Annotated in this window: 21 protein-coding genes; 13 read left to right on the top strand and 8 right to left on the bottom strand. The window is 40.1% G+C overall.

Annotated features, from left to right (window positions below):
• Nucleotides 1-43: 43 nt before the first annotated feature.
• On the bottom strand, nt 44-496 hold the full coding sequence (locus tag ACM0OR_RS19365) for a cytochrome P450 (protein WP_414578113.1): 453 nt from the start codon (nt 494-496) through the stop codon (nt 44-46).
• 10 nt (nt 497-506) lie between these two features.
• Between ACM0OR_RS19365 and ACM0OR_RS19360 the strand changes: the two genes are divergently transcribed.
• Nucleotides 507-1094 (top strand): TetR/AcrR family transcriptional regulator, encoded by a 588-nt coding sequence (locus tag ACM0OR_RS19360; RefSeq protein WP_414578112.1) that lies wholly within the window; start codon nt 507-509, stop codon nt 1092-1094.
• Between the two features lie 116 nt (nt 1095-1210).
• Here ACM0OR_RS19360 and ACM0OR_RS19355 read toward each other — a convergent pair whose 3' ends face one another.
• Complete coding sequence (locus ACM0OR_RS19355; RefSeq protein WP_190697525.1) at nt 1211-1603, bottom strand: Fur family transcriptional regulator; 393 nt, start codon at nt 1601-1603, stop codon at nt 1211-1213.
• A 143-nt stretch (nt 1604-1746) separates the two neighbouring features.
• Between ACM0OR_RS19355 and purS the strand changes: the two genes are divergently transcribed.
• The 4 genes from purS (at nt 1747) to ACM0OR_RS19335 (ending at nt 5932) form a co-directional block, all read left to right on the top strand.
• Entirely contained in the window at nt 1747-2025 is a 279-nt protein-coding gene (gene purS / locus ACM0OR_RS19350) for a phosphoribosylformylglycinamidine synthase subunit PurS (RefSeq protein ID WP_190697420.1), read from the top strand.
• 118 nt (nt 2026-2143) lie between these two features.
• Nucleotides 2144-2818, top strand: coding sequence for a phosphoribosylformylglycinamidine synthase subunit PurQ (gene purQ, locus ACM0OR_RS19345; RefSeq protein WP_414578110.1), 675 nt, complete (start codon nt 2144-2146; stop codon nt 2816-2818).
• 182 nt (nt 2819-3000) lie between these two features.
• Nucleotides 3001-4941 carry a hypothetical protein gene (locus ACM0OR_RS19340; RefSeq protein WP_414578109.1) on the top strand — a complete coding sequence of 647 codons (1941 nt, stop codon included), beginning with the start codon at nt 3001-3003 and terminating at the stop codon, nt 4939-4941.
• A gap of 277 nt (nt 4942-5218) precedes the next feature.
• Nucleotides 5219-5932, top strand: a complete 714-nt coding sequence (locus ACM0OR_RS19335) for an SDR family oxidoreductase (RefSeq protein WP_414578108.1) — start codon at nt 5219-5221, stop codon at nt 5930-5932.
• A 1-nt stretch (nt 5933) separates the two neighbouring features.
• Here ACM0OR_RS19335 and ACM0OR_RS19330 read toward each other — a convergent pair whose 3' ends face one another.
• The gene (locus tag ACM0OR_RS19330; RefSeq protein ID WP_414578106.1) at nt 5934-6851 is read right to left on the bottom strand and encodes a LysR family transcriptional regulator; all 918 of its coding nucleotides are present in this window, start codon (nt 6849-6851) and stop codon (nt 5934-5936) included.
• Between the two features lie 85 nt (nt 6852-6936).
• Here ACM0OR_RS19330 and ACM0OR_RS19325 point away from each other — a divergent pair, with 85 nt between their 5' ends.
• From ACM0OR_RS19325 to ACM0OR_RS19310, 4 genes are all read left to right on the top strand, one after another.
• A complete protein-coding gene (locus tag ACM0OR_RS19325) occupies nt 6937-7683 on the top strand; it encodes an SDR family oxidoreductase (protein ID WP_414578104.1) in 747 nt (248 codons plus the stop codon).
• A gap of 6 nt (nt 7684-7689) precedes the next feature.
• Entirely contained in the window at nt 7690-8607 is a 918-nt protein-coding gene (locus ACM0OR_RS19320) for an SMP-30/gluconolactonase/LRE family protein (RefSeq protein WP_414578102.1), read from the top strand.
• An 84-nt stretch (nt 8608-8691) separates the two neighbouring features.
• On the top strand, nt 8692-9252 hold the full coding sequence (locus tag ACM0OR_RS19315) for an antibiotic biosynthesis monooxygenase (RefSeq protein WP_414578101.1): 561 nt from the start codon (nt 8692-8694) through the stop codon (nt 9250-9252).
• 679 nt (nt 9253-9931) lie between these two features.
• Entirely contained in the window at nt 9932-10348 is a 417-nt protein-coding gene (locus tag ACM0OR_RS19310; RefSeq protein ID WP_190706771.1) for a 2TM domain-containing protein, read from the top strand.
• 103 nt (nt 10349-10451) lie between these two features.
• Here ACM0OR_RS19310 and ACM0OR_RS19305 read toward each other — a convergent pair whose 3' ends face one another.
• From ACM0OR_RS19305 to thrB, 3 genes are all read right to left on the bottom strand, one after another.
• The gene (locus ACM0OR_RS19305; RefSeq protein WP_414578100.1) at nt 10452-12065 is read right to left on the bottom strand and encodes an NAD(P)H-quinone oxidoreductase subunit 4; all 1614 of its coding nucleotides are present in this window, start codon (nt 12063-12065) and stop codon (nt 10452-10454) included.
• A gap of 460 nt (nt 12066-12525) precedes the next feature.
• The gene (locus ACM0OR_RS19300; protein WP_414578098.1) at nt 12526-13065 is read right to left on the bottom strand and encodes a hypothetical protein; all 540 of its coding nucleotides are present in this window, start codon (nt 13063-13065) and stop codon (nt 12526-12528) included.
• Nucleotides 13066-13088: 23 nt separating this feature from the next.
• Entirely contained in the window at nt 13089-13997 is a 909-nt protein-coding gene (gene thrB, locus ACM0OR_RS19295) for a homoserine kinase (RefSeq protein WP_414578096.1), read from the bottom strand.
• A gap of 840 nt (nt 13998-14837) precedes the next feature.
• On the opposite strand from thrB, the gene ACM0OR_RS19290 reads away from it, so the two are divergent.
• From ACM0OR_RS19290 to ACM0OR_RS19280, 3 genes are all read left to right on the top strand, one after another.
• A complete protein-coding gene (locus ACM0OR_RS19290; RefSeq protein WP_414578094.1) occupies nt 14838-15161 on the top strand; it encodes a hypothetical protein in 324 nt (107 codons plus the stop codon).
• A gap of 315 nt (nt 15162-15476) precedes the next feature.
• Entirely contained in the window at nt 15477-15674 is a 198-nt protein-coding gene (locus tag ACM0OR_RS19285; protein WP_414578092.1) for a hypothetical protein, read from the top strand.
• 27 nt (nt 15675-15701) lie between these two features.
• The gene (locus ACM0OR_RS19280; protein WP_414578090.1) at nt 15702-15923 is read left to right on the top strand and encodes a hypothetical protein; all 222 of its coding nucleotides are present in this window, start codon (nt 15702-15704) and stop codon (nt 15921-15923) included.
• On the opposite strand, the gene ACM0OR_RS19275 is transcribed toward ACM0OR_RS19280, so the two are convergent.
• Nucleotides 15920-16693: a glucosamine-6-phosphate deaminase gene (locus ACM0OR_RS19275; RefSeq protein ID WP_414578089.1), complete on the bottom strand. Its 774-nt coding sequence runs from the start codon at nt 16691-16693 to the stop codon at nt 15920-15922. The two genes, ACM0OR_RS19280 and ACM0OR_RS19275, sit on opposite strands and share 4 nt — an antisense overlap.
• A gap of 26 nt (nt 16694-16719) precedes the next feature.
• Nucleotides 16720-21708 carry a GAF domain-containing protein gene (locus ACM0OR_RS19270; protein ID WP_414578087.1) on the bottom strand — a complete coding sequence of 1663 codons (4989 nt, stop codon included), beginning with the start codon at nt 21706-21708 and terminating at the stop codon, nt 16720-16722.
• Nucleotides 21709-22437: 729 nt separating this feature from the next.
• Here ACM0OR_RS19270 and ACM0OR_RS19265 point away from each other — a divergent pair.
• Nucleotides 22438-23298: a radical SAM protein gene (locus tag ACM0OR_RS19265; RefSeq protein WP_414578085.1), complete on the top strand. Its 861-nt coding sequence runs from the start codon at nt 22438-22440 to the stop codon at nt 23296-23298.
• Nucleotides 23299-23322 lie beyond the last annotated feature (24 nt).

The following is a 23322-nucleotide window of genomic DNA, read 5'->3' as shown; positions in this document are numbered from 1 at the left end:
AAATTCTCCGAGAATTTGGTAAAAACTATGTAATTAATTTTGTTTAGCTACTTAAGTAACATTGTGTCACTTCTGCCATTGTTACAGCATAATTTTCTAATGCTCTTGGCTGAAAGGCTTGAAACAGTTGACGACGCAAGATTTGATGGGCAGTTCCAGTTTGCACGCCGATCGATTTTTCACCAAGTAACACTTTAAAGCTAGGCGTATTGGTCATTTCCAGTCGCTGTCCGTCATTAATAAATAGAAACCGCGCAGCATCTGCTCCAATCAAGGCAATGGTTGGACGACCAAAAAGGTGAGTTTTGAAGACATTGCCATATTTCTGCTGACGCTGGGCGATAAAATCTTCTGGATTGCGTAAATACTGAATAGATTCCCCAATCCCAGGTAGGCCGAAACAACCAGGAGGAAGTGCCAGTGTTGGCTGAGTTGAAAGATTGGTCATGGTCTCTAGTTCTAGACTATTTCGATACGCTACTGTTTCGTAAATCATAATAGCCTTTATGAACGAAGTCAACAAAAAAATTGGGAGACCCCGCAGTACCCAATCTCACCAAGCAATATTGCAAGCAACGCTGGAGTTGTTGGCAGAGGTAGGGTTTGATGTCATGAGTATTGAAGCAATTGCTGCTCGTGCTAGAGTTGGCAAAACAACTATCTACCGACGTTATACCTGTAAAGAAGAATTGGTTGCTGATGCCATCGAGAATGTGCGAGAAGAAGTTTTAATTCCGAATACGGGCAACTTTTGGGGTGATATTGATGCGCTAATCGAGAATGCGGCGAGAATTACACTTAGTCCGCTTGGGCGACAAACGGTTTCTATGATCATTAGCAGTGCATATAGTAATTCTCAGTTTGCTCAGATATACTGGACAAAATACTTACAACCTCGACGACAAGCTTTTGCGATTGTCTTAGAACGAGCCAAAGCAAGAAATGAAATTAAAACTGAGAGCGATCCCGATTTAGTTTTCGACATAATGAGTGCAGTGATGTTGTACGCACTAGTTTTTCGACCTACAATTGACCCCTGGGAAGTATACGTTCGCAGTGCCTTGAATCTCATCTTAAAAGATGCCGTACTCTAGCTTTGACAGACGTTTTTCTATGTCAATGTTGGGCTAAATCAGTTTTGAGATAATGCCTTAATAGTCGTTAGTTATTTGTTTTTTATTTGATTTATATAATGACTATTGACTTTGGACTATTGACTATGATTCATTTGACATTTACCACACAAACCGAAGAACTCTAAGGTGTGGTAGAAAATTTTAAACTTATGGGTAACTTGTAGTTGGTCTTCTAAGTCATGCACAGGGCATTGATGAATGGGAATTGAAGCACCACATTGCAAGCAAGTGAGGTGATGTTTGTCTTGAAGTGCCATACTATACAGAGCTTCACCATTAGATAAAGTCCGTACCTGCACCAGACCTTCGAGTTTTAAGGCTTCCAAGGAGCGATAAACCGTGGCTAAACCCATACTTTGATTACGATTTCGTAGTTCTACATAAATATCTTGGGCGGAAATCCCTTGTTTCATGGTTTGCAGGAGGTTTAAAATTCGCTCTTGGCTGCGGGTGCGTATGGCTCTCATAGACATGGTTTTAATTTGCCACTGTAGTAGAAGCTGTTAAACTGGCTAACTAATAGATCAACTGTAACGGCTTCATAATCTTATTTTTACCTAGTTGGAACAGAAAGTTATAGTATAGCGATCGCAGCATTCAGCAAAAACCTGTGCAAACCAAGTATCTAGCCAAAATTTTTGTCACCCTTCGTCCTTCAGTCTTAGATCCGGCTGGTGTGGCTGTACAATCTGGTCTCCAGCAGATGGGATACAATACCGTAGAAAATGTACGGATTGGTAAGTATATTGAATTGACGATTACATCCTCTGATGAAACCAAAGCACGTCAAGACATGGAGCGCATCTGTAACCAAATGTTAGCAAATCCTGTCATTGAAAATTACCGTTTTGATTTAATTGAGGTCGAAACTCAAACGGGAGTGTTTTAGAGATAGGTGACAGGTGAGAGGGAAGAGAAGGGGGAGAGTCACTCATACCCAATTTCCCATGCTCAATGCCCCCATACCCAATGACTAATGCCCAATGACTAATGACTCTTGATTAATTATGAAATTTGGTGTTGTAGTTTTTCCAGGTTCTAATTGCGATCGCGATGTTGCTTATGTCACCAGAGACTTGCTAGGACAGCCAACTCGCATGGTTTGGCATCAAGATACAGATATTGATGATTTGGATGCCATTATCGTCCCTGGGGGGTTTAGCTACGGCGATTATTTACGCTGTGGTGCGATCGCCCGATTCTCGCCTGTGATGCAGCAAGTAGTTGCCCACGCCCAAAAGGGTAAGTTAGTCCTGGGGATTTGTAATGGTTTTCAGGTATTAACTGAAGCCGGACTTTTGCCGGGAATACTTACCAGAAACCGAGATTTGCATTTTATCTGCGATCGTGTCCCTTTAAAAGTTGAAAGCCATAATAGTCCTTGGACACAGGCTTATAATACTGGTGAAGTTATCACTTTACCAATTGCCCACGGAGAAGGACGATTTTATGCGGATAAGGCGACTTTATCTGAGATTGAAGATAAAGGGCAGGTAGTTTTACGTTATGCAGGCGAAAACCCTAACGGTTCACTAAATAACATTGCGGGGATTTGCAATCGTCAGGGTAATGTTGTCGGTATGATGCCACACCCAGAAAGGGCATCTGATCCCGTAATTGGGGGTGATGATGGGTTGAGATTGTTTAAAGGTTTGCTAGAAAAGGTAGTAGCCTTGGCGTAATTTTCACCTTCACACCCATGAGATTTCAGCAATATAGAGGCACAGTCAGACTGTGCCTTTTTATAGATGTATCAATTACAATTATTTTTATTTTTTTGCTGAGGAAGGTTAACTAAAGGCGACATAAATAAATTGAGTCTGTATAGTTAATTTTATTAGAGCATTATTTCTTGGATTATCAAATGTCACCCTCGGATGCGGAAAATAAATTTATCACATGGATACAATCTTTTGATTATCGTGTTTTACAACACCAAGAAGATGTAGAAACTAAGTTTGTTATACCAATGTTTCATCATCTCTGTTATCCAGAGGAATGTTGTTCTAGAAAATGTAGTTTGAGTTCCGAAACCAACGGAAATCTAACAAACAAACTAGAAAACGTGCAAATTTATTTTTCTACTGATGATGTAGTCAAACAAAATGCTGACACATCGTTAATAATTATTATTTATTTATCTCCGCAATCAAATAATTTTCAAGAAGCTATTGCCCAAGCAAGATTCTACAGTATCTATTTAAAACCTTTATTCTTTGTAGTCACCAATGGTTATCAAATTAAATTTTTTAAATTTTTACTTTATCATAGGGAGGAATGTGTACTTGACAAAAATATTTATTCCTTAAAAAGTAACACTACAGCATTAGAATTTTATAATAATTATAATTTTCACTATATTAAAAATATTGATAAAAATACAATTAACACTTTAAAATATAGTCAATATAATTTAATTGAAAAATCGTTAAGACGACATAATTTACAAGAAATTGTAGCTCAAACGGATTTTATACCCGCGATTGTGCGAGAAGGAGATCGCTTAATTGTCGTCAAGCCTAAAGTTGTCATAGAATGTAACTTACCCAAGGCTTTCAGAGATGGTGATTGTCTCATCCAATTTAGTGGGGTGATTTTAAGAGGTTGCAAGATTAAACTCAATCACCAAGATATTTTAGCTCAATTAATGACCGGATTGAATACTCGTCCTGAATGGGGATGTCGGAGATTTATTAAACAAATAGATGATAATGCTTTTGAAGTTATTTTAGGTCAAACTACAGTTATTTTATCTGATTTAGAAACAGCAGATTTATGTTTGTGTATTGATGTAATTTGCCAAGCATATAAGCAATCAATTATTGAATGCGAAAATATTTTAGAAACCTGGGATTTTGAATTTATTGAATTTTTAGGTAGTCGTGGAGTGCATCTTTTTTCTGTAGATGCCAAACTATGGCGGTTAATGCACGATTTTGCCAATGAATTTAACTATGTGCAAGGTAAATCAGAATGGCACTTATTTCAGCAAGAAGAAATTTCCATTCGCGTAAGTCGAGGAATCCGTGATCATGCGTTTATTTTACCTTGCCCTGTTAATTATTTCTCTTTATTACCCAATGGCATCATTAACATAGTTTATGAAATTAATCATATTCATCTCCAGTCTTTAGAAAATGGTGAAATTAATTCATGGCATCAAGATATTGGTACAAAAGGAACTTGGACAGCTACATATACTAAACAATGGTTATTAGAAAAATTTATTCCTAAAGTTATCGATTACTATGCCCAAAAAAATAATTTATCAGCATCCGAGTTAAAGAGAAATATCGCAGATTATGGTAGCAAGCACACTCCAATTTCAGACATTGATGATATTAGAGAACTAGTACCTTATCTCCAAGATATTCAATCTTGGTTAAATAATTATGTTGAAAATATTCCGGCTGTTCTTTTAAAAGCATATTATCAAACACTAACAAATCTAGTGCGAAATACTGACTCATCCATAGAGGGGATAGACTATATTATTCGCAACTTAACTTTAATGGAAGCAGGTAACACTAAAGACAGAATGAATAGTAATTTTTCTAAATGGAATTTTAAAGATGCTTTGTATTATTTAGATGCTCAAGTAGGCAGAATTAATAATTATCAATATGAGAAAAGTTTTCAAGCCGATTTAATCACTAGAACTTTTATCTGGATTATAGAACATGGCAAAACTCGTTTCTCTCAAGCTCAATTAAATGCTGCTAAACAGGCTTTATTACCACTCTGGGAACAGAGTCGGTTTGAAATGCGCTATGTAAATCCTTATCGGCAGCGCAGCAATTTATAATAGCTGTTTTTGATTTAGTTTGAATGAAACTATGTTAACTAATTCTTTAAATTGAAAAATCATTAACTCTTGCTCATATAATCCTGTACAGGCTGTAGCCGCAGCACAAATTGGTATAGTTTAGCAATTAGGACTTACGCACAATTTACGGAATAACGTTCGCGTAGTGTGCGCGTAGCGCATACCACAGAGACGCAGAGAACACAGAGAAATAAGGGTTTGAGAGACTTTTTGCGTAGGTCTTGGCAATAAAGAAAAATTTTTAGAAAGTAGCAATATGACTTCAGCAAAAGTTGTGATTGTAACGGCTGCTAGTCGAGGAATTGGTGCGGGTTGCGCCAGAGAATTAGCAGCGAGGGGTGACAATGTGGCATTAATGGCGCGATCGCCTGAAGTTTTAGATTTAGCCAGAGAATTGGGTGGAATTGCCATTCAAGGCTCAATGACCAACCCTCAAGACTTACAGCAATTAGTCGAGACTACCTTAACTAAATTTGGTCGTATTGATGCAGTAGTCAATAGTTTCGGCGACCCACCCCGACCCGATTTGCTATCTATTTCCGATGAAATGTGGCTAGAAAACTTTGAAATGCTGTTTTTGAGTGTGGTTCGCATCGCCAGACTAGTGACAGCACCGATGCAAAATTCCGGTGGTGGTGCGATCGTCAATATCTCCGCCTGTGATTCTCAAGAACCAAGCTTAGGAACTCCCTTTACTGGAACACTCCGCACCGCAATGGAAGGCTTTACAAAACTTTATGCCAAACGTTACAGAGCAGATAAAATTCGCATGGTTTCTGTCGCGCCTTTCTTTGTCGCAGATTCAATGGCAGAGTTAGAAGGCTGGAATGTACCGGCGGATTTAATGTTGGGTCGTCCTGTTACCTATAGAGAGTTTGCCAAAATAGTGGCTTTTTTGATTTCCGATGATGCTAAATTTATCACAGGTACAACCTTGAAAGTAGATGAAGCCTATTCTGCGGCTATCTAGCTTAAATCCCCTGACAAACACTTTGAAGTATTTGCCGTAACCAAATACTCGCCTGATCCTGATTTGTAAGTTTGCTCCACAGCATAGAAATCATCCAAGGTTCAGTTTGTACAGGAAGTTCAAAAATTTCTAATGTATCTTTGCAAGCAAACGGTGTCACCAGTCGAGAAGGAATCACAGTCACCAAATCACTGGATGAAATGACGGCTGGTAATATCAGCAAGTGCGGCGTAGTCAACGCAACACGACGCTGGAGATTTTGTTCAGCAAGCACCTTGTCAATTTCACCAATGTCATCTCGTCTGAGAGTAAAAAGAGCTTGGGGGAGACGAGCAAAGGTTTCCGGTGTTATCGTCTCTTCGGTGATAACAGGGTGTCCACGGCGACAAATACCTACAAAGTGTTCTTGAAATAATGACATTTGTATTGTTTGTCGGGGAGGATTTTGAAAGAAACCCAAAGCAACATCAATTTCTCGTTGCTCTAAGAGGTCTCCCACCGAATCCTTCTCAAAACCAATTAATCGAAAATTAATGCTTGGTGCAACCTGACGACAAACTTCTAACAGCTTGGGTACAACAACATAGCTGGTGTAATCCGAACTACCAATTGCAAAGGTATGTTTAGAAGTTGTTGGCTCAAAGGTTTGACTATATTCTAGGGTCTGTCGGATTTGCTGGAGAGCAATTGAGATACCTGGAGCAATTTCTAGAGCTTTTGCTGTCGGCTGCATTTCTCTACCGATGCGGATAAATAACTCATCCTGAAATAGTGTGCGTAACCTTCCCAGAGCAGCACTCATGGCTGGTTGTCCGAGATACAAACGTTGAGCGGCGGCTGTCACACTGCGTTCCTCAAAAAGCACTTCAAAGGCGACAAGCAGGTTGAGGTCAATGGCAGATAAATCGATTAATCCCATTAATTAAATGTATCGCTGTAATCAATTTGCTTAATTTATAACATCTCAGTAGAGTAAATTTGAAAGCATTTTTTAGGTCACAAAAATGACGACTCAAACGAGAATTGCGGTGGTAACAGGCAGTAATCGAGGTCTAGGATATGCTATTTCTCGTAAGTTATCCCAAATGGGTATCCGTGTAATTCTGACGAGTCGTAATGAAACAGATGGTTTAGCTACCAAGCAACAACTATTTAGTGAAGGGCTGGATGTAGACTATCATTTACTAGATGTTACTGATGATGCAAGTGTTCAGCAGTTTACCCAGTGGTTGAGTGAAACCTATGGCAAAGTAGATATTTTAGTTAACAATGCAGGTGTGAATCCTACAACTAAGCCAGAGGAGTCTAGTTTGCTGACTGTGCAATTGGAAACGATGCGAGTCACTTTTGAAACTAATGTTTTGGCAGTAGTGAGAATTTCTCAAGCATTAATTCCGTTGATGCAGGTGGAAAACTACGGACGCATAGTTAATATTTCCACTGAAATGGCTTCTCTGTCTTCAATTTCCCATGATTATTATCCGTTAGCACCATCTTATCGGCTCTCTAAGGTGGGTGTGAATGGTATCACGGCGATTCTGGCTAAGGAACTCCAAGGTACTAATATTCTTGTTAATGCCTATTCTCCGGGTTGGATGAAGACAGATATGGGGGGTGATCAAGCTCCGTTTACAGCAGAAGAGGGAGCGGAAACAGCCGTCTATTTGGCAACACTACCCGATGGAGGAGCGCAAGGACAGTTTTTTGCAGAGATGCGGAAGTTTGGCGGCCCAGTTCAATTACAGTGGTAGGTCAATATGGAAAATTTAGTAGGTTTACCCCCTATTTATGCGGATACACCGATTGATTTAGCTCCTGCTAAAATCATTACCTCATTCCCTGTGAATACTTTTCTTGAAAATCTGGCGATCGCTCCCGATGGTACAATCTTCGTAACTAACCATGAAGTTGGTAAAATTGTTCGCATCACCCCAGATGGCAATCAGCAGATTCACGCCAGTGTGGAAGGAAAAGTAAGCGGTCTAGCTTTCACTAGTGATGGCGGTTTGATAGCTACAGGATGGAATGCTGACTCTGTACCTGTGGTTTCTCTAGTTGCCAAGGATGGTACAGTAGAAACCTTGTTAACCTTGCCAGATGCCATATTCCTCAACGGTATCACTCCTCTATCAGATAACAAGTATTTGACAGCAGATTCCTATCGCGGTGCAATCTGGCTAATTGATTTTGCTCAACCCAGTGCATCCATTTGGTTAGAACATCCTTTGCTGGCTCGTAGCAATGCAGAGAACTCCATTCCAGCCGCCAATGGGATAAAACGTTTTTGCAGGACAGTCTACGTTTCCAATACAGAACAAATGTTGTTATTGCGGATTCCCCTTGGTATGGGAGATCACCCCAGTAAGCCGGAAGTCTTTGTAGAGAAGACTAACATTGATGACTTTGCATTTGACGTAGAAGGCAACCTGTACGGAGCAACGCACATTTACAACAGTGTAGTACGGATTGGGACTGATGGCATGACAACTATTATTGCTCAAGCCGAGCAAGGTGTAATTGGTAGTACATCTGTGGCCTTTGGTCAAAGTCAGGGCGATCGCACGTCCATCTATATTGTCACCAATGGCGGAATGTTTTTACCCCCTCCCACGGGAGTTGTTGCTGCTAACGTTGTGCGGCTAGAAGTTGGGAAAGCTGGATATATCTTTGTTTAAACAATACCTGAATCATTTGTAGGGGCGTACAGTCGTGCGCCCTTAACTCATGTATTTGTCCTATTCTTATTGGTAGCGATAGAAATGGAACAAGACGATCAAATTATCACGGTGGTCATTTCACAAGTTGTGAAACCAGGATGTGAAGCTGCTTACGAAGCTTGGTTGAAAGATATAACCACTGTTGCTAGAACTTACGTTGGTCATTTGGGTACAAATATCATTCGTCCCCAAGCTGGAGTGCGTCCCGAATATGTGATTATCTTTCGGTTTGACGGCTATGAAAATCTTAAGACTTGGATGACATCACGCGATCGCGAATATTGGCTAACTCAATCCGCAACTTTGATAGAATCTGACCCCCAAGTTCAGCATATCAATGGCTTAGAAGCTTGGTTTTCCCTTCCCGGTCAACCACTGAAGACTCCACCACGCTATAAAACAGCACTGCTAACTTGGGTTTCTGTATATGTGTTGATTAATGTGTTGAATACATTTATCACACCTCTACTGCGCGGCTTACCTCCCTTCATTATTTCGTTGATTATTACAATTACTATGGTTTTGCTGTTAACTTATGTTGTCATGCCCAGAGTAAGCCGTTTGTTGAGCTTCTGGCTATATCCTAAATCACGAAAAGTTTAGTTAACCAACAGCGAACTCAGTAAATTGTCTTTTAAAGGGGGAATGAAAAGCTAAGGGAACACCAGAAAATAAATTATCCCAGGCAGACGGGTTGGTAGGGTGCGTCAGTTTGAGAAAACCTAACTATATCCAGAAGTTATTTATACTGACGCACCCTACATTTTGGATATTTTTTTATCTGGACTGAGTATAAACCAGATACAGCAAAAAAGGATTAGGGTCTAGGGGCTAGGAGTTAGTCTTTTTTCATTGGTACTAAGTGTAGTGAAATTTAACATATTCGCAAGATATTTGACACTCCTTAGACTGAATAGATATGCCTTTTGCTCGACAACGCTACCGTGAACGACAAGCTACGCAAACACTACATTCATTTGCTTGGAAAGTCCGGGTATTCTTAACTTTATAATTTCACTTAAGCTAGATTATTTACTATTTTTTTGTGTTGCTAAATATACAGAATTAACAAAATTTTATTGAACATATCAAACAACAAAACACAAACCAATATATCCATAATTTGTGTTTTCGATTACTGCATCGCTTATTTTTTCAGAGATAAAATGTGTGTCTCAGCAGTTCGTAATAACGGATAAATATATTGTTAATGATTTTGTAGCTAAAGTTTCAAAACTCAATTAGTTCTCCCAGTTATTGTTTCACATTCTTGGGTATTTATATGACTTACAATTCCGAACAAATGCAACAGATTCTCCAAAAAGCTTTTGCTCGTCAGCAACAGGGAGAAATTTCCCGGCAGCAGATTATAGAAATCGCCTCAGAACTAGGAGTTTCATCGGCATCGCTCCAAGCTGCTGAACAAGAATGGTTGACCCAAGAAATAGGAGAAAAAAAGCGGCAGAGATTTCATGCCCAACGACGTGATGATTTTAAATCACACCTAATTGCTTTTATTGGTGTGAATGGATTTTTGATTGTATTAAATCTTTGGACAAGCCCTGCATATTTCTGGGCTATTTTTCCCCTATTGGGTTGGGGATTAGGTTTGTTCTTTTCTGGTATGAAGGCTTATAAAACTAGTGGAGAAGCATATGAAAATGATTTTTATGAATGGTCTAAAAAACTACCGAAATAGATTACCCACACATAACTAAAAATTTAAGGGGTAGTTTTGCAACCACCCCTATATTCCCCTCATATTTAGAATTTACTTTTCGTTCCCTGATTGGGACGTATATTTACTTTGAAATATTAACTAAACTTTCAACTTGAGCCGAAGCTAGTGTTGGTGCAGTGAAAATCTGTGAGTAAAGACTTGTTGGTTGTTGTCCACCCACAACTGGTAAGACTTGACGAGCATGGGCTGCAACTTCTACTGTTTTCACATCATAGGTCTGTGTTACCAACTTGGGATACAAACCGATACCGATGATGGGAAGAATCAAACAAGCAGTGATGAACAACTCACGGGGGTTTACATCAGGAACTACAGCATCTAAATGTAATTCTTCACTTTGCTTACCGTAGAACACTTGACGCAGCATGGATAGTAGATAAATCGGTGTCAGAATTACACCCACGGCTGACAGCAGGATAACTACAACTTTGAAGCTGGAACTGTAAACGTCACTGCTAGCGATACCGAGGAATACCATCAACTCACCGACAAAGCCACTCATACCAGGTAAAGCGAGAGAAGCCATTGCGCCGGCGGTGTAGAGTGCGAAGGTTTTGGGCATTACTTTACCCATACCGCCTATTTTGTCCATCAACAAGGTGTGGGTACGTTCGTAAGTCACACCGGTTAAGAAGAATAAGCTAGCAGCAATTAAACCGTGGGAAACCATCTGTAGCATCGCTCCACTGACACCAATTTCTGTGTAGGAAGCTAGACCGATGAGTACAAAACCCATGTGGGCAATTGAAGAGTAAGCTAGGCGGCGTTTGAGGTTGGTTTGAGCAAAGGCACAACAAGCACCGTAGACAATGTTAACTACACCTAAGATTGCTAGAACTGGCGCAAAGTAAACATGAGCATCAGGCAACATTTCCATGTTGAAGCGGATGAGAGAATAACCACCCATTTTCAACAACACACCAGCCAAAATCATCGAACCAGGTGCAGACGCTTCACCGTGAGCATCAGGTAGCCAGGTATGTAGAGGGAAAATTGGTAGTTTTACACCGAAGGCAATTAAGAATCCTGCATAAGCTAATAATTCAATCGCTTTGGGATATTCTTTCATTCCCAAAGATGCGATATCGAAAGTAAATGTATCTCCAGAGAATGCTAGTGCAAAACCGGATACGAGAATAAATATAGAGGCAGCAGCAGTGTAAAGAATAAACTTGGTAGCTGCATAACGGCGTTTTGGCCCGCCCCAGATGGCAATCAGCAAGTAAACGGGAACTAGCTCGATTTCCCACATGAGGAAGAATAACAGCAAGTCTTGGGCAAGAAAAACACCCAACTGTGCGCTGTACATCGCCAACATCAAACCATAAAATAATCGCGGCTTGTTGGTTACTTTCCAAGCCGCGAAGATTGCTAGTGTGTTAATTAATCCTGTGAGCAAGATTAGAGGCATTGATAAGCCGTCAACGGCTAAAGACCAATTCAAGCCTATTTGGGGTATCCAAGCATATTTTTCTACAAATTGGTAAGTTGAGTTTTGAAAATCGTAATGTTGCCAAAAGGCGTAAATCATTAAGGCAAAATCAGCGATCGCAACTCCTAAACCATACCAACGGACTGTTTTACCTTCTTTATCTGGAATTATAGGGATGGCCAGGGATGCCACCAACGGTAAGGCAATTATGGCTGTTAGCCAGGGAAATTCAACTGGATTCATCACTTCTAACAATCTTTTTTTGTGTCCGCTTTTGATTACATTATATTAAGGAATTCGTACTTTTGTAAATGTTATTTATCCCTATAAAAAGAAAAATCAGGCTTTGCATAGGAATATATACTTAACAAAACTACGATGATCAGCATAAAAGAGAATAAATACCTATAAAATTTTGCTGCAAGTCTATCCTAAATGTAAACTTTTGCTACGTCAATAAAAAACGGCAGCTTTAACTGCCGTTACAAAAGTTGATGGGATTGGGGAAAAGAAAGCAGGGGGAGCAAGGGAAGCAGGGGGAGCAGGGGGAGAAAAATACAATGCCCACTCACAACTCACTACTCACTACTCAGCACGGGCTAAACGCCCCGCTTCCGCTAACAGCACTCACTACTCAGCACGGGCTAAACGCCCCGCTTCCGCTAACAGCACTCATTACTCAGCACTCATCACTCCTCCGCTCCTAAATAATGCGATTGACAATCATCCATACTTCCCCGTCTGAACGTACATAAGGAACAGAGATGGTTTTAAATCCGGTGATGAATGGTTTGTAGTAAATTTGCCAATACAAGGGACTCAGATGATCAGCACAAGCTTTTAAGCTGCGGATTTCTTTTGCTAGTTCCCCGGCGAGTTCATTAATGCGTTCAGCATGGACTTGTGCCAGTTCCTTAGCTTCTTCTAACTGTTGTTGTTGCCTAATTAGTTGTGTTTTTCTAGGTAACTGGGCTAATTCAGTTTGTTTATGCTGTACCTGTGACTTTAAAGCTGCGATTGCATCATCTATACCTTTGAGTTCCGCCGATAATTGGGGATTTTCTCTGGCTTGCAGACGGTAAGCTTGCACCATAGCCAAAGGTGAATCATACTCACTAGCCATGACATCATGATTAATAGTCAGATCAGCACGTTCTTGCTGAAGCACTTGAATTTCTGACTTGAGTGCGGCAATCTCTGACTGAATTTGCTCCAAAGGCCAGCCAGGGTTAAGTTGTTTCATGTTTAATTTTTAAGTTTTAATTTTCAAATTGCGCCTTGGGTATCGAGAGAAAGCGATCGCACTACAGCATTAATTCCTGTTTCTTTCCAGGCTGTAGACATCGCTGCTTCCACTGCTTGAGCGTGAGACACATTTGCTAAAGCCAACAGCGTCGGACCCGCACCACTAATCACCATCCCGTAAGCACCAGCCGCCACCGCCGCCGCATTTACAGCATCGTAACCAGGAATTAAAGCTTGACGATAAGGCTGATGTAACTTATCTTGCAAGGCTGCCTTTAACCATTGTCCCTTACCAGTTTCCAAGCCGCGTAACAATAAACCTAAATGAGCCGTGTTGAAAATCGCATCTGCACGACTAAATTCTGTGGGTAAAACTCGCCGCGCTTCTGAGGTTGACAATTCAAAATCAGGAATCGCTACTACTGGGACGGTATCACTATGCCAAGGAACATCACAGATTTCCCAACCTGCATCACTAGTAGCCGCTAGACGACATCCCCCCAACAAAGCTGGAACTACATTATCAGGATGTCCTTCCATTGCGATCGCTAATTCCATCACCTGCAACTGAGATAAAGGCTCACCCGCCAATTGATTTCCTGCAACTAAACCACCAACAATTGCTGTGGCGGAACTCCCCAAACCTCTAGCGAGGGGTACACCTAAATTAATCTCAATTTTCACAGGTGGCGGTGTCTGATCTATATATTGATACAACTTGACAAACGCCTGATAAACTAAATTACTCTCATCAGTTTGTACTCGTTCCGCTTCCGCTCCTGTGACATGAATAATGAAGCCACCTGCTTCCAGGCGAGTGAAGTTGAACTGGTTATATATAGTCAAAGCAGCACCAATGCAGTCAAAACCAGGCCCCAAATTAGCAGTTGTGCCAGGAACGTTAACCGTGACTGAAGAAACAATAGACATTTACAAATACTCACCTAACCAATCAACCAGCATCTCATGTAAATGCACGCCCAGAAAATTTGCTGGCTGACATTCACAGCGAGGAAACATGATCATTTACAAATCTTAGTATAAAAGTCCGCGATGAGCGACCGACGGTCGGAGACCATCTCTACGAGAGGCTACGCCAACGCCTATAGTTGGGTGCAGTCACTTTAGTGAAGAAGCTTAGTAAGCGATTAAACACGAGATAGAGTTTGAAGTTGATATATTCATCAGCATGGAAGTGTATAGACTTATAAAAGTGAAAGTCAGGCAATAGTAAGGTGGAGCATATTTATATAACTTTAAATCTGATGTATATCTATTAGTATAAGAAGCCTACCTTAATCTAGCTAAGTGTACGGACAACTGAATTTTTAGACAACAAGTTTTCATTCATAATGATGGTAAAAAAATAAATATGATTCCTCCACATTTCCAACATTTCTATTGAATGTAAATTTTTTAACTAACTGATCTGTCTAAAGTAGGAAAATTTCTTTATTCAAAATATTTTTGCCAACTTGCATCTTATTTTAATAATTAATATGAATAAAAATGAGTTTATTTTTGTTGCATAAGGATTGAAAATCTGTATAAATATATTTATTATATTCGATATAATTATGTCGAATATACTGTTACTCATATATGGTGAAAGATACAGAGGCAAGGATAGTTTATATATAAATATTCTTGATTACCTCATTACTCTCTTAGCTATAAATGACACAGTATTTTGATGTAACTTAAATTTGATGATACCGTTTTGCATGAAGCCTGCTGTTTAATTTACCAAGACTATAAGGGCTTGCTGGCATGAGACTATCTGCGTTAGATCCACTCATACCGCTTAACTGTTTAAAAGATGAACTGATCAAGTTGCCAAAAGGTTACTCATTTTATGAAGAAGAAATAATAGATTTTCTATCTCGTCGAAGATGGCCTGAGAGCGATCGCCGTATTGACCGCACAACTTTTTGGCGTTGGAGGAATGATAATGGAATAGAACGCCAAAAGGTATTCAGCCGCTTGGATCTGCTCAAACTTTGTCAAATCTGCGACCACTACCGAATAGATGGAACTCGCAATGAATATTTGGAAATCATGAAAAGGAAAAAAGAATTAGCACTCAACAGATAAGAATTTATGTACTATCAAAACGAGTGCATATATTCTTTTTCAAAACAATTGATATCTTTGTGACATACCTGCATTTCTAGAAGTGCAGGTTTTTTATTTATACAAGTATTGATAATACCCTATGAAAACCAAGATAAATCTACTCGACTAATATAAAAAATAAAAAAATCTTATATCCTAGGGAAGAAATTGATAATTGACAAGTTATTTCTAAAGTGAAAAATAAAATTCTCTAGAAGGATGAAGTTTTTATTTATCTACTTACAGAGAATAAACAAGTGTAGTTGATTTATTACTAAATGTTGAAGTGCTGTTATGTTATCCATTGGAGATTATGTGCTGAACCAACAAACTGGCCATCTAGGTAAAGTGGTTGGTTACGGCAACTACCTCATTAATAATGTATACACAGTCACATTGAAAGTGCTTGTAGCTGAAACTGCTAATTCCCACAAGCGAGTGTTTGTCGTGGAAGATAAAGTATCAGCATGGATTAGGTGGTCTGTAGCATGATATTACCATTCTTCAAGGATAAACACGATGGTACGAGATTGTATTTTTTGTCTACAAGAAGCAGCTTTACAATTGATATTTAAAAAATATTTACCGCCTCAAAATCCATCTGAATGTTTTGTTAATCCCCCTTGTGGTTGTCCCAATCCTGGACAAGAACTACAGTGTGAAGACTGTGCTTATCTGGAAGCTTGTCTGTCTAATTTTAGGCAATTGGGGAGTAGGGACAAGGGGAAAATTAATGACTAAAACAGTAAACTAGCAGAATTGACATCTAAGAACAAATTCGCCTGTGGTTGTTGACGCAGGATAGAAGCTGGACAGTCTGTAGTGACTGAACTTTGTAGCATATTTTGTATTATCTTTGCTTTACGTTGTTGTGGTGCTAGACAAAGGATTTTTTTGGCTGAACAAATCAAAGGCAAGGTTACAGTAAAAGCGTACTGGGGAACACTATCAAGATTGGGGAATTGTCCTGTACTTACTTGTTGTTGGCGATTAGCTGTATCTAGTTTTACTAATTTAACGCTGTAAGGATCTTGGAAATTAGCTACAGAGGGATCGTTAAAAGCTAAGTGTCCATTTTCGCCAATACCAAGACAGCAGAGGTCAATAGGTTGTGCTTGTAGTAGTTTGGTGTAGCGATCGCATTCTGTCAATGGTTCTAAAGTATCACCTGCAATATAGTGAAACGTTTGGGGACGTACTCGCTTTTCTACGCGTTCTCGCATATAGTGCCGAAAACTAGCAGGATGATCTGCACTAATTCCCAAATATTCATCTAGATGAAATAAAGTAATTCGTGACCAATCTACACCACCCAAAGCAATCAACGCCTCTAAAAATTTGAGTTGAGAATTGCCTGTAGCGAATAAAACAGCAGATGTCTGCTGATGTTGCAGAATAGATTGTAAATACTTCTGGGTGATACCTGCAACGTCTTGAGCCATGTCTGATTCAGATTTGTAAATCTGTACCGAGAGGCGATCAACATGAAAAGATTTTGTAGGGGCTGTCATTTGCTTTTTTCCCTGTTCCCTTTTCCTCAAAAGTTTGGTGTAGAGGCTTCCTCTACTCTCACTTTCCTCTGTTCCTGATTAACTACATCATTAGTTAATTCCATGATTTTCTCAAATTGAAAATTATGGGCTAAACAACTGAAATACTCTTGTAAAATTGTATTTTCCCAGGTAAGTTGCTGGATTAATTCTAAAATTAAGTCATCACTACCTTGGGCAGCAGCTTGATAGATTTTTGCCACCCATTCTTGAGGCATTTGAGATAGTAAAGACAATAAATCATCAATTTTTGGAATTTTTTCTAGAGATTTTTGCCTAATATGGAATGTTTGGCGAATATCTTTTTGGTAAAGATAGCGGACACCTAAATATTGACTGAGTTTTTCGAGAATTTGTGCTTTCTGGAAGGGCTTATTAATCAAATCGTCACAACCAGCTGTGATCATTGCTTCCCGTTGTTCTTCAAAAGCGTTAGCAGTCAGGGCAATAATAATTGTATGGTGTTGATAGGAACAAGACATGGGGCGATTTTCGTTCCGAGACACTTCATGAACATATGTGGTCATCGACATCATAGTGCATTTTTCCCGATGCTCTAATTCACGGGAACGAATCAAGCGAGTAGCTTGATAACCATCCATTGTAGGCATTCGCATATCCATGAAAATGAGGTGAGGATGCCATTGTTCCCATAAAGCAACAGCCTCGTGACCATTTGCGGCTTCTTGTACCACAAAACCGATAGATGAAAGGAGTTTCACTAGTAAGAGACGACTGTCGGGTATATCATCTACAACCAAAATTCGATATTGTGCTTGCTGCGGTGCTAAACCAGTTACCCAACGAGATACTGATGACATGGGCATATCAGCCGCAGAGATTAAAGCGACTTGAATATCAAAGGTAAATTGACTCCCCATCCCTAAACTGCTACTAACGCTAATTTCTCCCCCCATCATTTGCACGTATTTACGGCTAATTGCTAATCCTAAGCCTGTTCCCTGTTGCGATTGTCTACCGCTTTGAGTTTGTCCAAAAGCTTCAAATAACAACTCAAGTTCTTGTGGTGCAATTCCTGTACCAGTATCTTGTATCTCAAAGATGAGAGATTGGGGATGGGAAATAGACAAGGTAGAAGGGGAAGACACGGGAGATGCAGTATTACTTTCTTGTCCCCCTTGTTTCCTTGTGCCTTTGTCCCCAGTTCCTAACCTTACTTTAAGTATCACATTGCCAGATGCTGTAAATTTAATGGCATTTCCTACAATGTTGAGTAAAACTTGACGTATTTTGCTTTCATCGCTTTGTACGTATTGGGGCAAATGAGGATCATATTCAAATATTAGCTTTAAGCCTTTGGCTTTTGCTCGAACTTGCAATAGTTCTTGGAGGTTATCCAATAGATGAATTAAATCAAAACTACTGAGATTTAAGGTGGTTTTGCCTGCTTCGATTTTGGACATTTCCAGAATGTCATTGATGAGGTTGAGCAGGTGTTCTCCGGCGCGGTTCATGATGCCTAAGTTTTGTTGATGTTCACGAGAGAGGGTGTTGTCATGGCTCATTAGTTGCGTAAATCCCAAGATGGCGTTTAGGGGTGTTCGCAATTCGTGGCTCATGTTGGCTAGAAATTCGCTCTTGGCTCGATTGGCAGCATCAGCTGCTGTCACCGCCGCTTGTAAGGCTTCTGATTGCTGTTGAGTTTGGGCTAACAATTGTGCCTGCTGTAAAGCCACTCCCAACTGATTACCAATCTGGACTACGATGTTGATTTCCCCTGTTTTCCACTGGCGAGGCTGGGAATTTTGATAGGTGGCTAATAACCCCCAAACTTGATTACCACATAAGATGGGGACAGTAATATAGGCTTGGGCTTGAAACTGCTCCAAAAGATTGATGTAATGAGGGTCTAGACCAGCTTGGTAGATGTTCGACACACAACAAAAACTTGTGCCTGTATTCGCTGGTATCTGATTATCTTGTAATTCGATTTCTTGACCATCCAACATTTTTAGGATGCAGCGACCATTTTCTAAAGCATCTTTGGTGAGATTGAGGTTTTGTTGGTGCATTTCGATGAGTGACACCCACTCCGTACCTACAGATTCGGCGACAAATTCGCCACTCCAATCGGGATGAAAGCGATAAACAACGACGCGATCGCAATGCAAAACTTGCCGTACTTCTGCGGTGGTGGCGGTAAAAATAGTTTCTAAATCTAGGGTCTGGCGCATCCTTTGAATGACTTGAGCGATCGCTCTTTCCCGTTCTATACTTTCGCGTAAAGCTGCTTCTGCCCGTTTGAGTTCACTAATTTCTAGCATCACAGTGCCTACACCAGAGGGGCGATGATCTTCTCCAGAAATGGGAAAATAGGAAACTAAAAAATGACGTAGATGCTCCTGCGACTCGGAAACAGCAATACTTAGTTCCCGGTTCAGAATTGCTTGACCGGTCAATAGTACGTGTTGACAAAATGGTGTCAACAAAGGGTCAATGTGGGGTGCTATTTCATCGAGTGTCTTGCCGATATGGTCTTTTGCTGGTTGACCAGAAATCTCTGCCATCAATTCGTTAATTTGGACAAATCGCAGATGGTGGTCTAAGATATTCATGCCTACAGGCGCACCACTGAAAAAAGCATTTAGACGAGCTTCCCGCAGTTCTAGTTGTTTTTCTAGGGTTTTGCGCTCTGTAATATCTTTATTAGTGCCAGTCATCCGTAAAGGCGCACCCTGTTCGTCACGTTCCACAATCTGGCCGCGAGACTGTAGCCATTTCCATTCCCCAGAGGCACAGCGTATCCGAAATTCCATCTCATATACAGATGTCATCCCATGTAGATGAGCATGAATAGCTGATTTAACGGCGGGTAAGTCTTGTGGATGGATTAATTGTTGGCTCAGTAATTGATTTTGATCAACTTCAGATTCTGCATACCCTAGTAGATGTTGCCATTGCCAGTCACGATAGATTTTCCCTGTGCGAAGATTCCAATCCCACAAACCCAACTCGCTGGCTTCTAGGGCTAGTTGTAATCGTTCTTCGCTTTGTCTGTGGGCTGCTTCTATCATTTGGCGTTGAATTAAACTGCCTAATTGCGTGGCTACAGCACCCACCAACATCAGTAACCGCTTATCTACTGAGACAGCACTGCGCTTAAAAAATACTAAAACAGCCACTACTTCGCGACCGGCAAGAATAGGAACACCAAAACCCGTTTTAAAGCCGATTTTCGCAGCTTGCGAAGAGCGTAAAAATACTAACTGGGTTAGCTGAGAAATATCTTCTATCCATTCTGGTTTTTTCGTTTGCCATACTCGCCCCGGTAGTCCCACACCCACAGCAAATGTCATTGTCTGGCTGCGATCGCAAAATTCTTCCAGATGGTTTTCTTCACAGTAGCAGACTAAACTATGTTCCAATACACTACCATCATCATTGGGTATCCATGCTTCCCCAAAGTCCCAACCGATAGTTTGGCAAATCAAACGCAAGACTAATGTTAAAGCACTTTTGAGATCAATGGCGCGGGTGATGCCCTGGGTAGTCAACAGCAATAAACGGCTTTCAGTTTCTGCTTGTTTGCGTTCGGTGATATCTTTAGCTGTTGCGAGTAGATACTTTTGACTCTCTAATTCGATCATTTCTGCACTGAGCAACACCGTTTTGATTTCACCGCTTACAGTGCGAAAATCAACTTCATGGTTGCGGATAGTTTTTGTTTGTTGCAGGATTTTGGACAGAAAATGACATTCCTGGAGATTTACCCAAATGTTCAATTCTGTATTAGTGCTACCAATGACTTGCGATCGAGAATAACCAAAGAGCCGACAAAAGCTGTCGTTAACTTCAATGTAGCGTGTTTCTGGAAAAGTACACAGAGCGATAGGGTCAGGGGAGGCTCTAAAGGCTGAGGCTAACTTCTGTTCGGAAGCTCGATGAGCTGCTTCAGCCCTTTGACGTTCTCGTGCTTCTAGTGCCAAAGAGACTAAATTACTTAAAGAACGGGCAAAATTTTGCTCTTCCAGTGTCCAGTTATGTACTATTCCCACAGTTTCTAAGCACAAAACTCCTACTGTTTTTCCCCCTAAACGAATGGGTGTATTGAGCATGGAAGTAATATTGCAGGGGGTAAGATAAGTCTCAGATAACGGTTGTGTGCGGGGATCTTTATGGGCATCATCGGCGGCGATCGCTTCATTTTGATGCAAAAGTTGAAAATATGCTAAATGCTCTGCTACTGATAGGGTCAATCCTGTATTGTGCTGATGATGACTTTGCTCAAATAAATCGCAGCATTCAATTTCAGTACCTGTGACTTTATACAGCCAAATACTAGCTCTTTCTACGTCAATATTTTTTGCACCAGCTTCTGTAATTTCCCTCAAAACGGCTGGCAATTCTCCTTGATATAATGCCTGATGTTTCGCTAGTTGGCTTAACACTGAGTTATAGTTGCATAGCTTGATGGTACTTGCCGGCGGGTTAGTATTTTGATGGTAATTTTGCAGATTACTCTCAGCTTGCACAGTATTGCATATCGACTCTAGCTGCTGTGTTTGCTTTGCTAACTCAACGGCTAGTTGTTGATATTTTGCCTGCTCTACAAGTAATTGTTGCTGTAATTCTTGAGTCTTAAGTTGATTCTTTACTCGAATTAAAACTTCTTTTTCTCTTAATGGTTTAGTAATATAGTCGGCGAAATCTAATTTAATATGATTCAATGTTTGAGATAGTTTCTCTAAATCAATCAGTAAAATTATGGGTATATCTATTTTGTTTTGATTACTCTTTAATCGTTCAGCAATTTTTGACCCCTTGAGGTTAGCTATAGAACTGTCCAGTAAAATTAGATCAGGAATAAAGTCTATTGCTAAATTAACTTCTATTTCCTTAGAAGATAATTTTTGTAAATTATAATTAATCGCATCAAATATTCTTAATAAACAATTCCAATTTTCTAGACCGTTCTCAATTAAGAGAATCTTGATTTGCTGATCATCTATCTTCATAGCATGATTTTTTGTGAAAAAATTTCAACACACCTTGATTAACTGGCAATTAAAACAAAATATTTTTGTCCGTACTATGTTGGCAGAGAATTGTAGATTAATTATTCATATGGCTTGAAGTATTACGGTTAAATATAACTCATATATGCTACAGTCACAGCAATAAAATTACCCAGGCTATTCATTAACTGAACATCTTGCACTAGCGTCGAAAACCGCAATGCTGGAGTACATTTGAGGCTAAAACCGTTGATGATTAGTTGAAACCCTGGTTTTTAGTCTTTGCTGAGAATACTCGAAGATGTGATTTGAAAATCTTTCCATACCGCAACTTTTGCGTCTCTATATCTTTGTATACTTGTATAATTATCTATATTTTTATTGGCAGAGAAATCGTATTATTACTTATATTTAGATTTAGACGGAAAATCGGATCAAGAAACCATAAAATCGAGAAAATATAGGAGATACAGCGTTTTGTAAGTAAATTAGGTACACCCCATTTACTTGCAAAACGCTGTATTTTCATTATGCTGAGTGGTGGTGCTGTTAGCGGTAGCGCGGCGTTTAGCCGGTGCTGTTAGCGGTAGCGCGGTGTTTAGCCGGTGCTGAGTGGTGAGTAAGTATACACTTATTCACCACTCTTGATGTAAATGACCAGCTAGATCAAAAAGGCTAATGAGTAGGGACTTTTGGCTTCACAACTTCCTCATCTTCTAATTGTAAATTGTGGATGCTCCCGACGATCGCCACGCCAGCGAAAGAATAAGTATGAACGCCATACAATCTACACAAAATTCCCGCCATTCATTAGTCTACGGGCCAGTCAAATCTTGGCGATTTGGGTCATCGCTGGGTATTGATCCAATTGGGGAAGTTTCTATTTGCTCGTTTAATTGCGTCTACTGTCAATTAGGGCAAATTCAAGTACATACTACTGAACGCCGGATTTTTGTACCTACAGCCCAAATATTTGAGGATTTGCGATCGCTATCACCAGATGAAAAAATAGATGTAGTTACCCTCAGTGGTAGTGGTGAACCGACTTTAGCCTTAAATTTAGATGAAATTTTAGCGATCGCCAAACAGTTGACAAAACTGCCAACGGTAGTTTTAACTAACAGCTCACTCTTAGGCGATCGCATGGTACGCGACGCTTTGCAACTAGCTGATATTGTATCTGTTAAATTAGATGCCATTTCGTCACATCAATGGCAGCGCATCAATCAGCCTATAGGGACAATGAATCTACCTGATATTTTGGCAGGTATTGCCCAATTTCGCGGGGAATATACAGGACATCTCGCTATCCAAACAATGGTTTTGTCTTCCTGGACAACAGAAATGCTAGAAGATTACATCCAACTAGTACAGAGTCTCAGTCCTGATGAAATTCAACTCAACGTTCCATCTCGACCCCGTGCTTTAGTTCGTCAGTTAGATGCTAGGGGAAATAATGCCTTTGAATCTGACTGTGGTGATTTTCGCCAAATCAATTGCATCAGCGTTGATGTCCTCAATGCTTTAGCTGATGCTATTTACTTTGCAACCAAAATTCCTGTGCGTTGCGCCCCGATAGCTTTGTCATAGTTCACCGTTTACAAGGAATCAACA

This window comes from Anabaena sp. CCY 9402-a (assembly GCF_963920945.1).
Lineage (GTDB): Bacteria > Cyanobacteriota > Cyanobacteriia > Cyanobacteriales > Nostocaceae > Trichormus > Trichormus minutissimus.
Note: the sequence above shows the minus strand (reverse complement) of the source record. Positions and strands in the feature narration are given on the sequence as shown.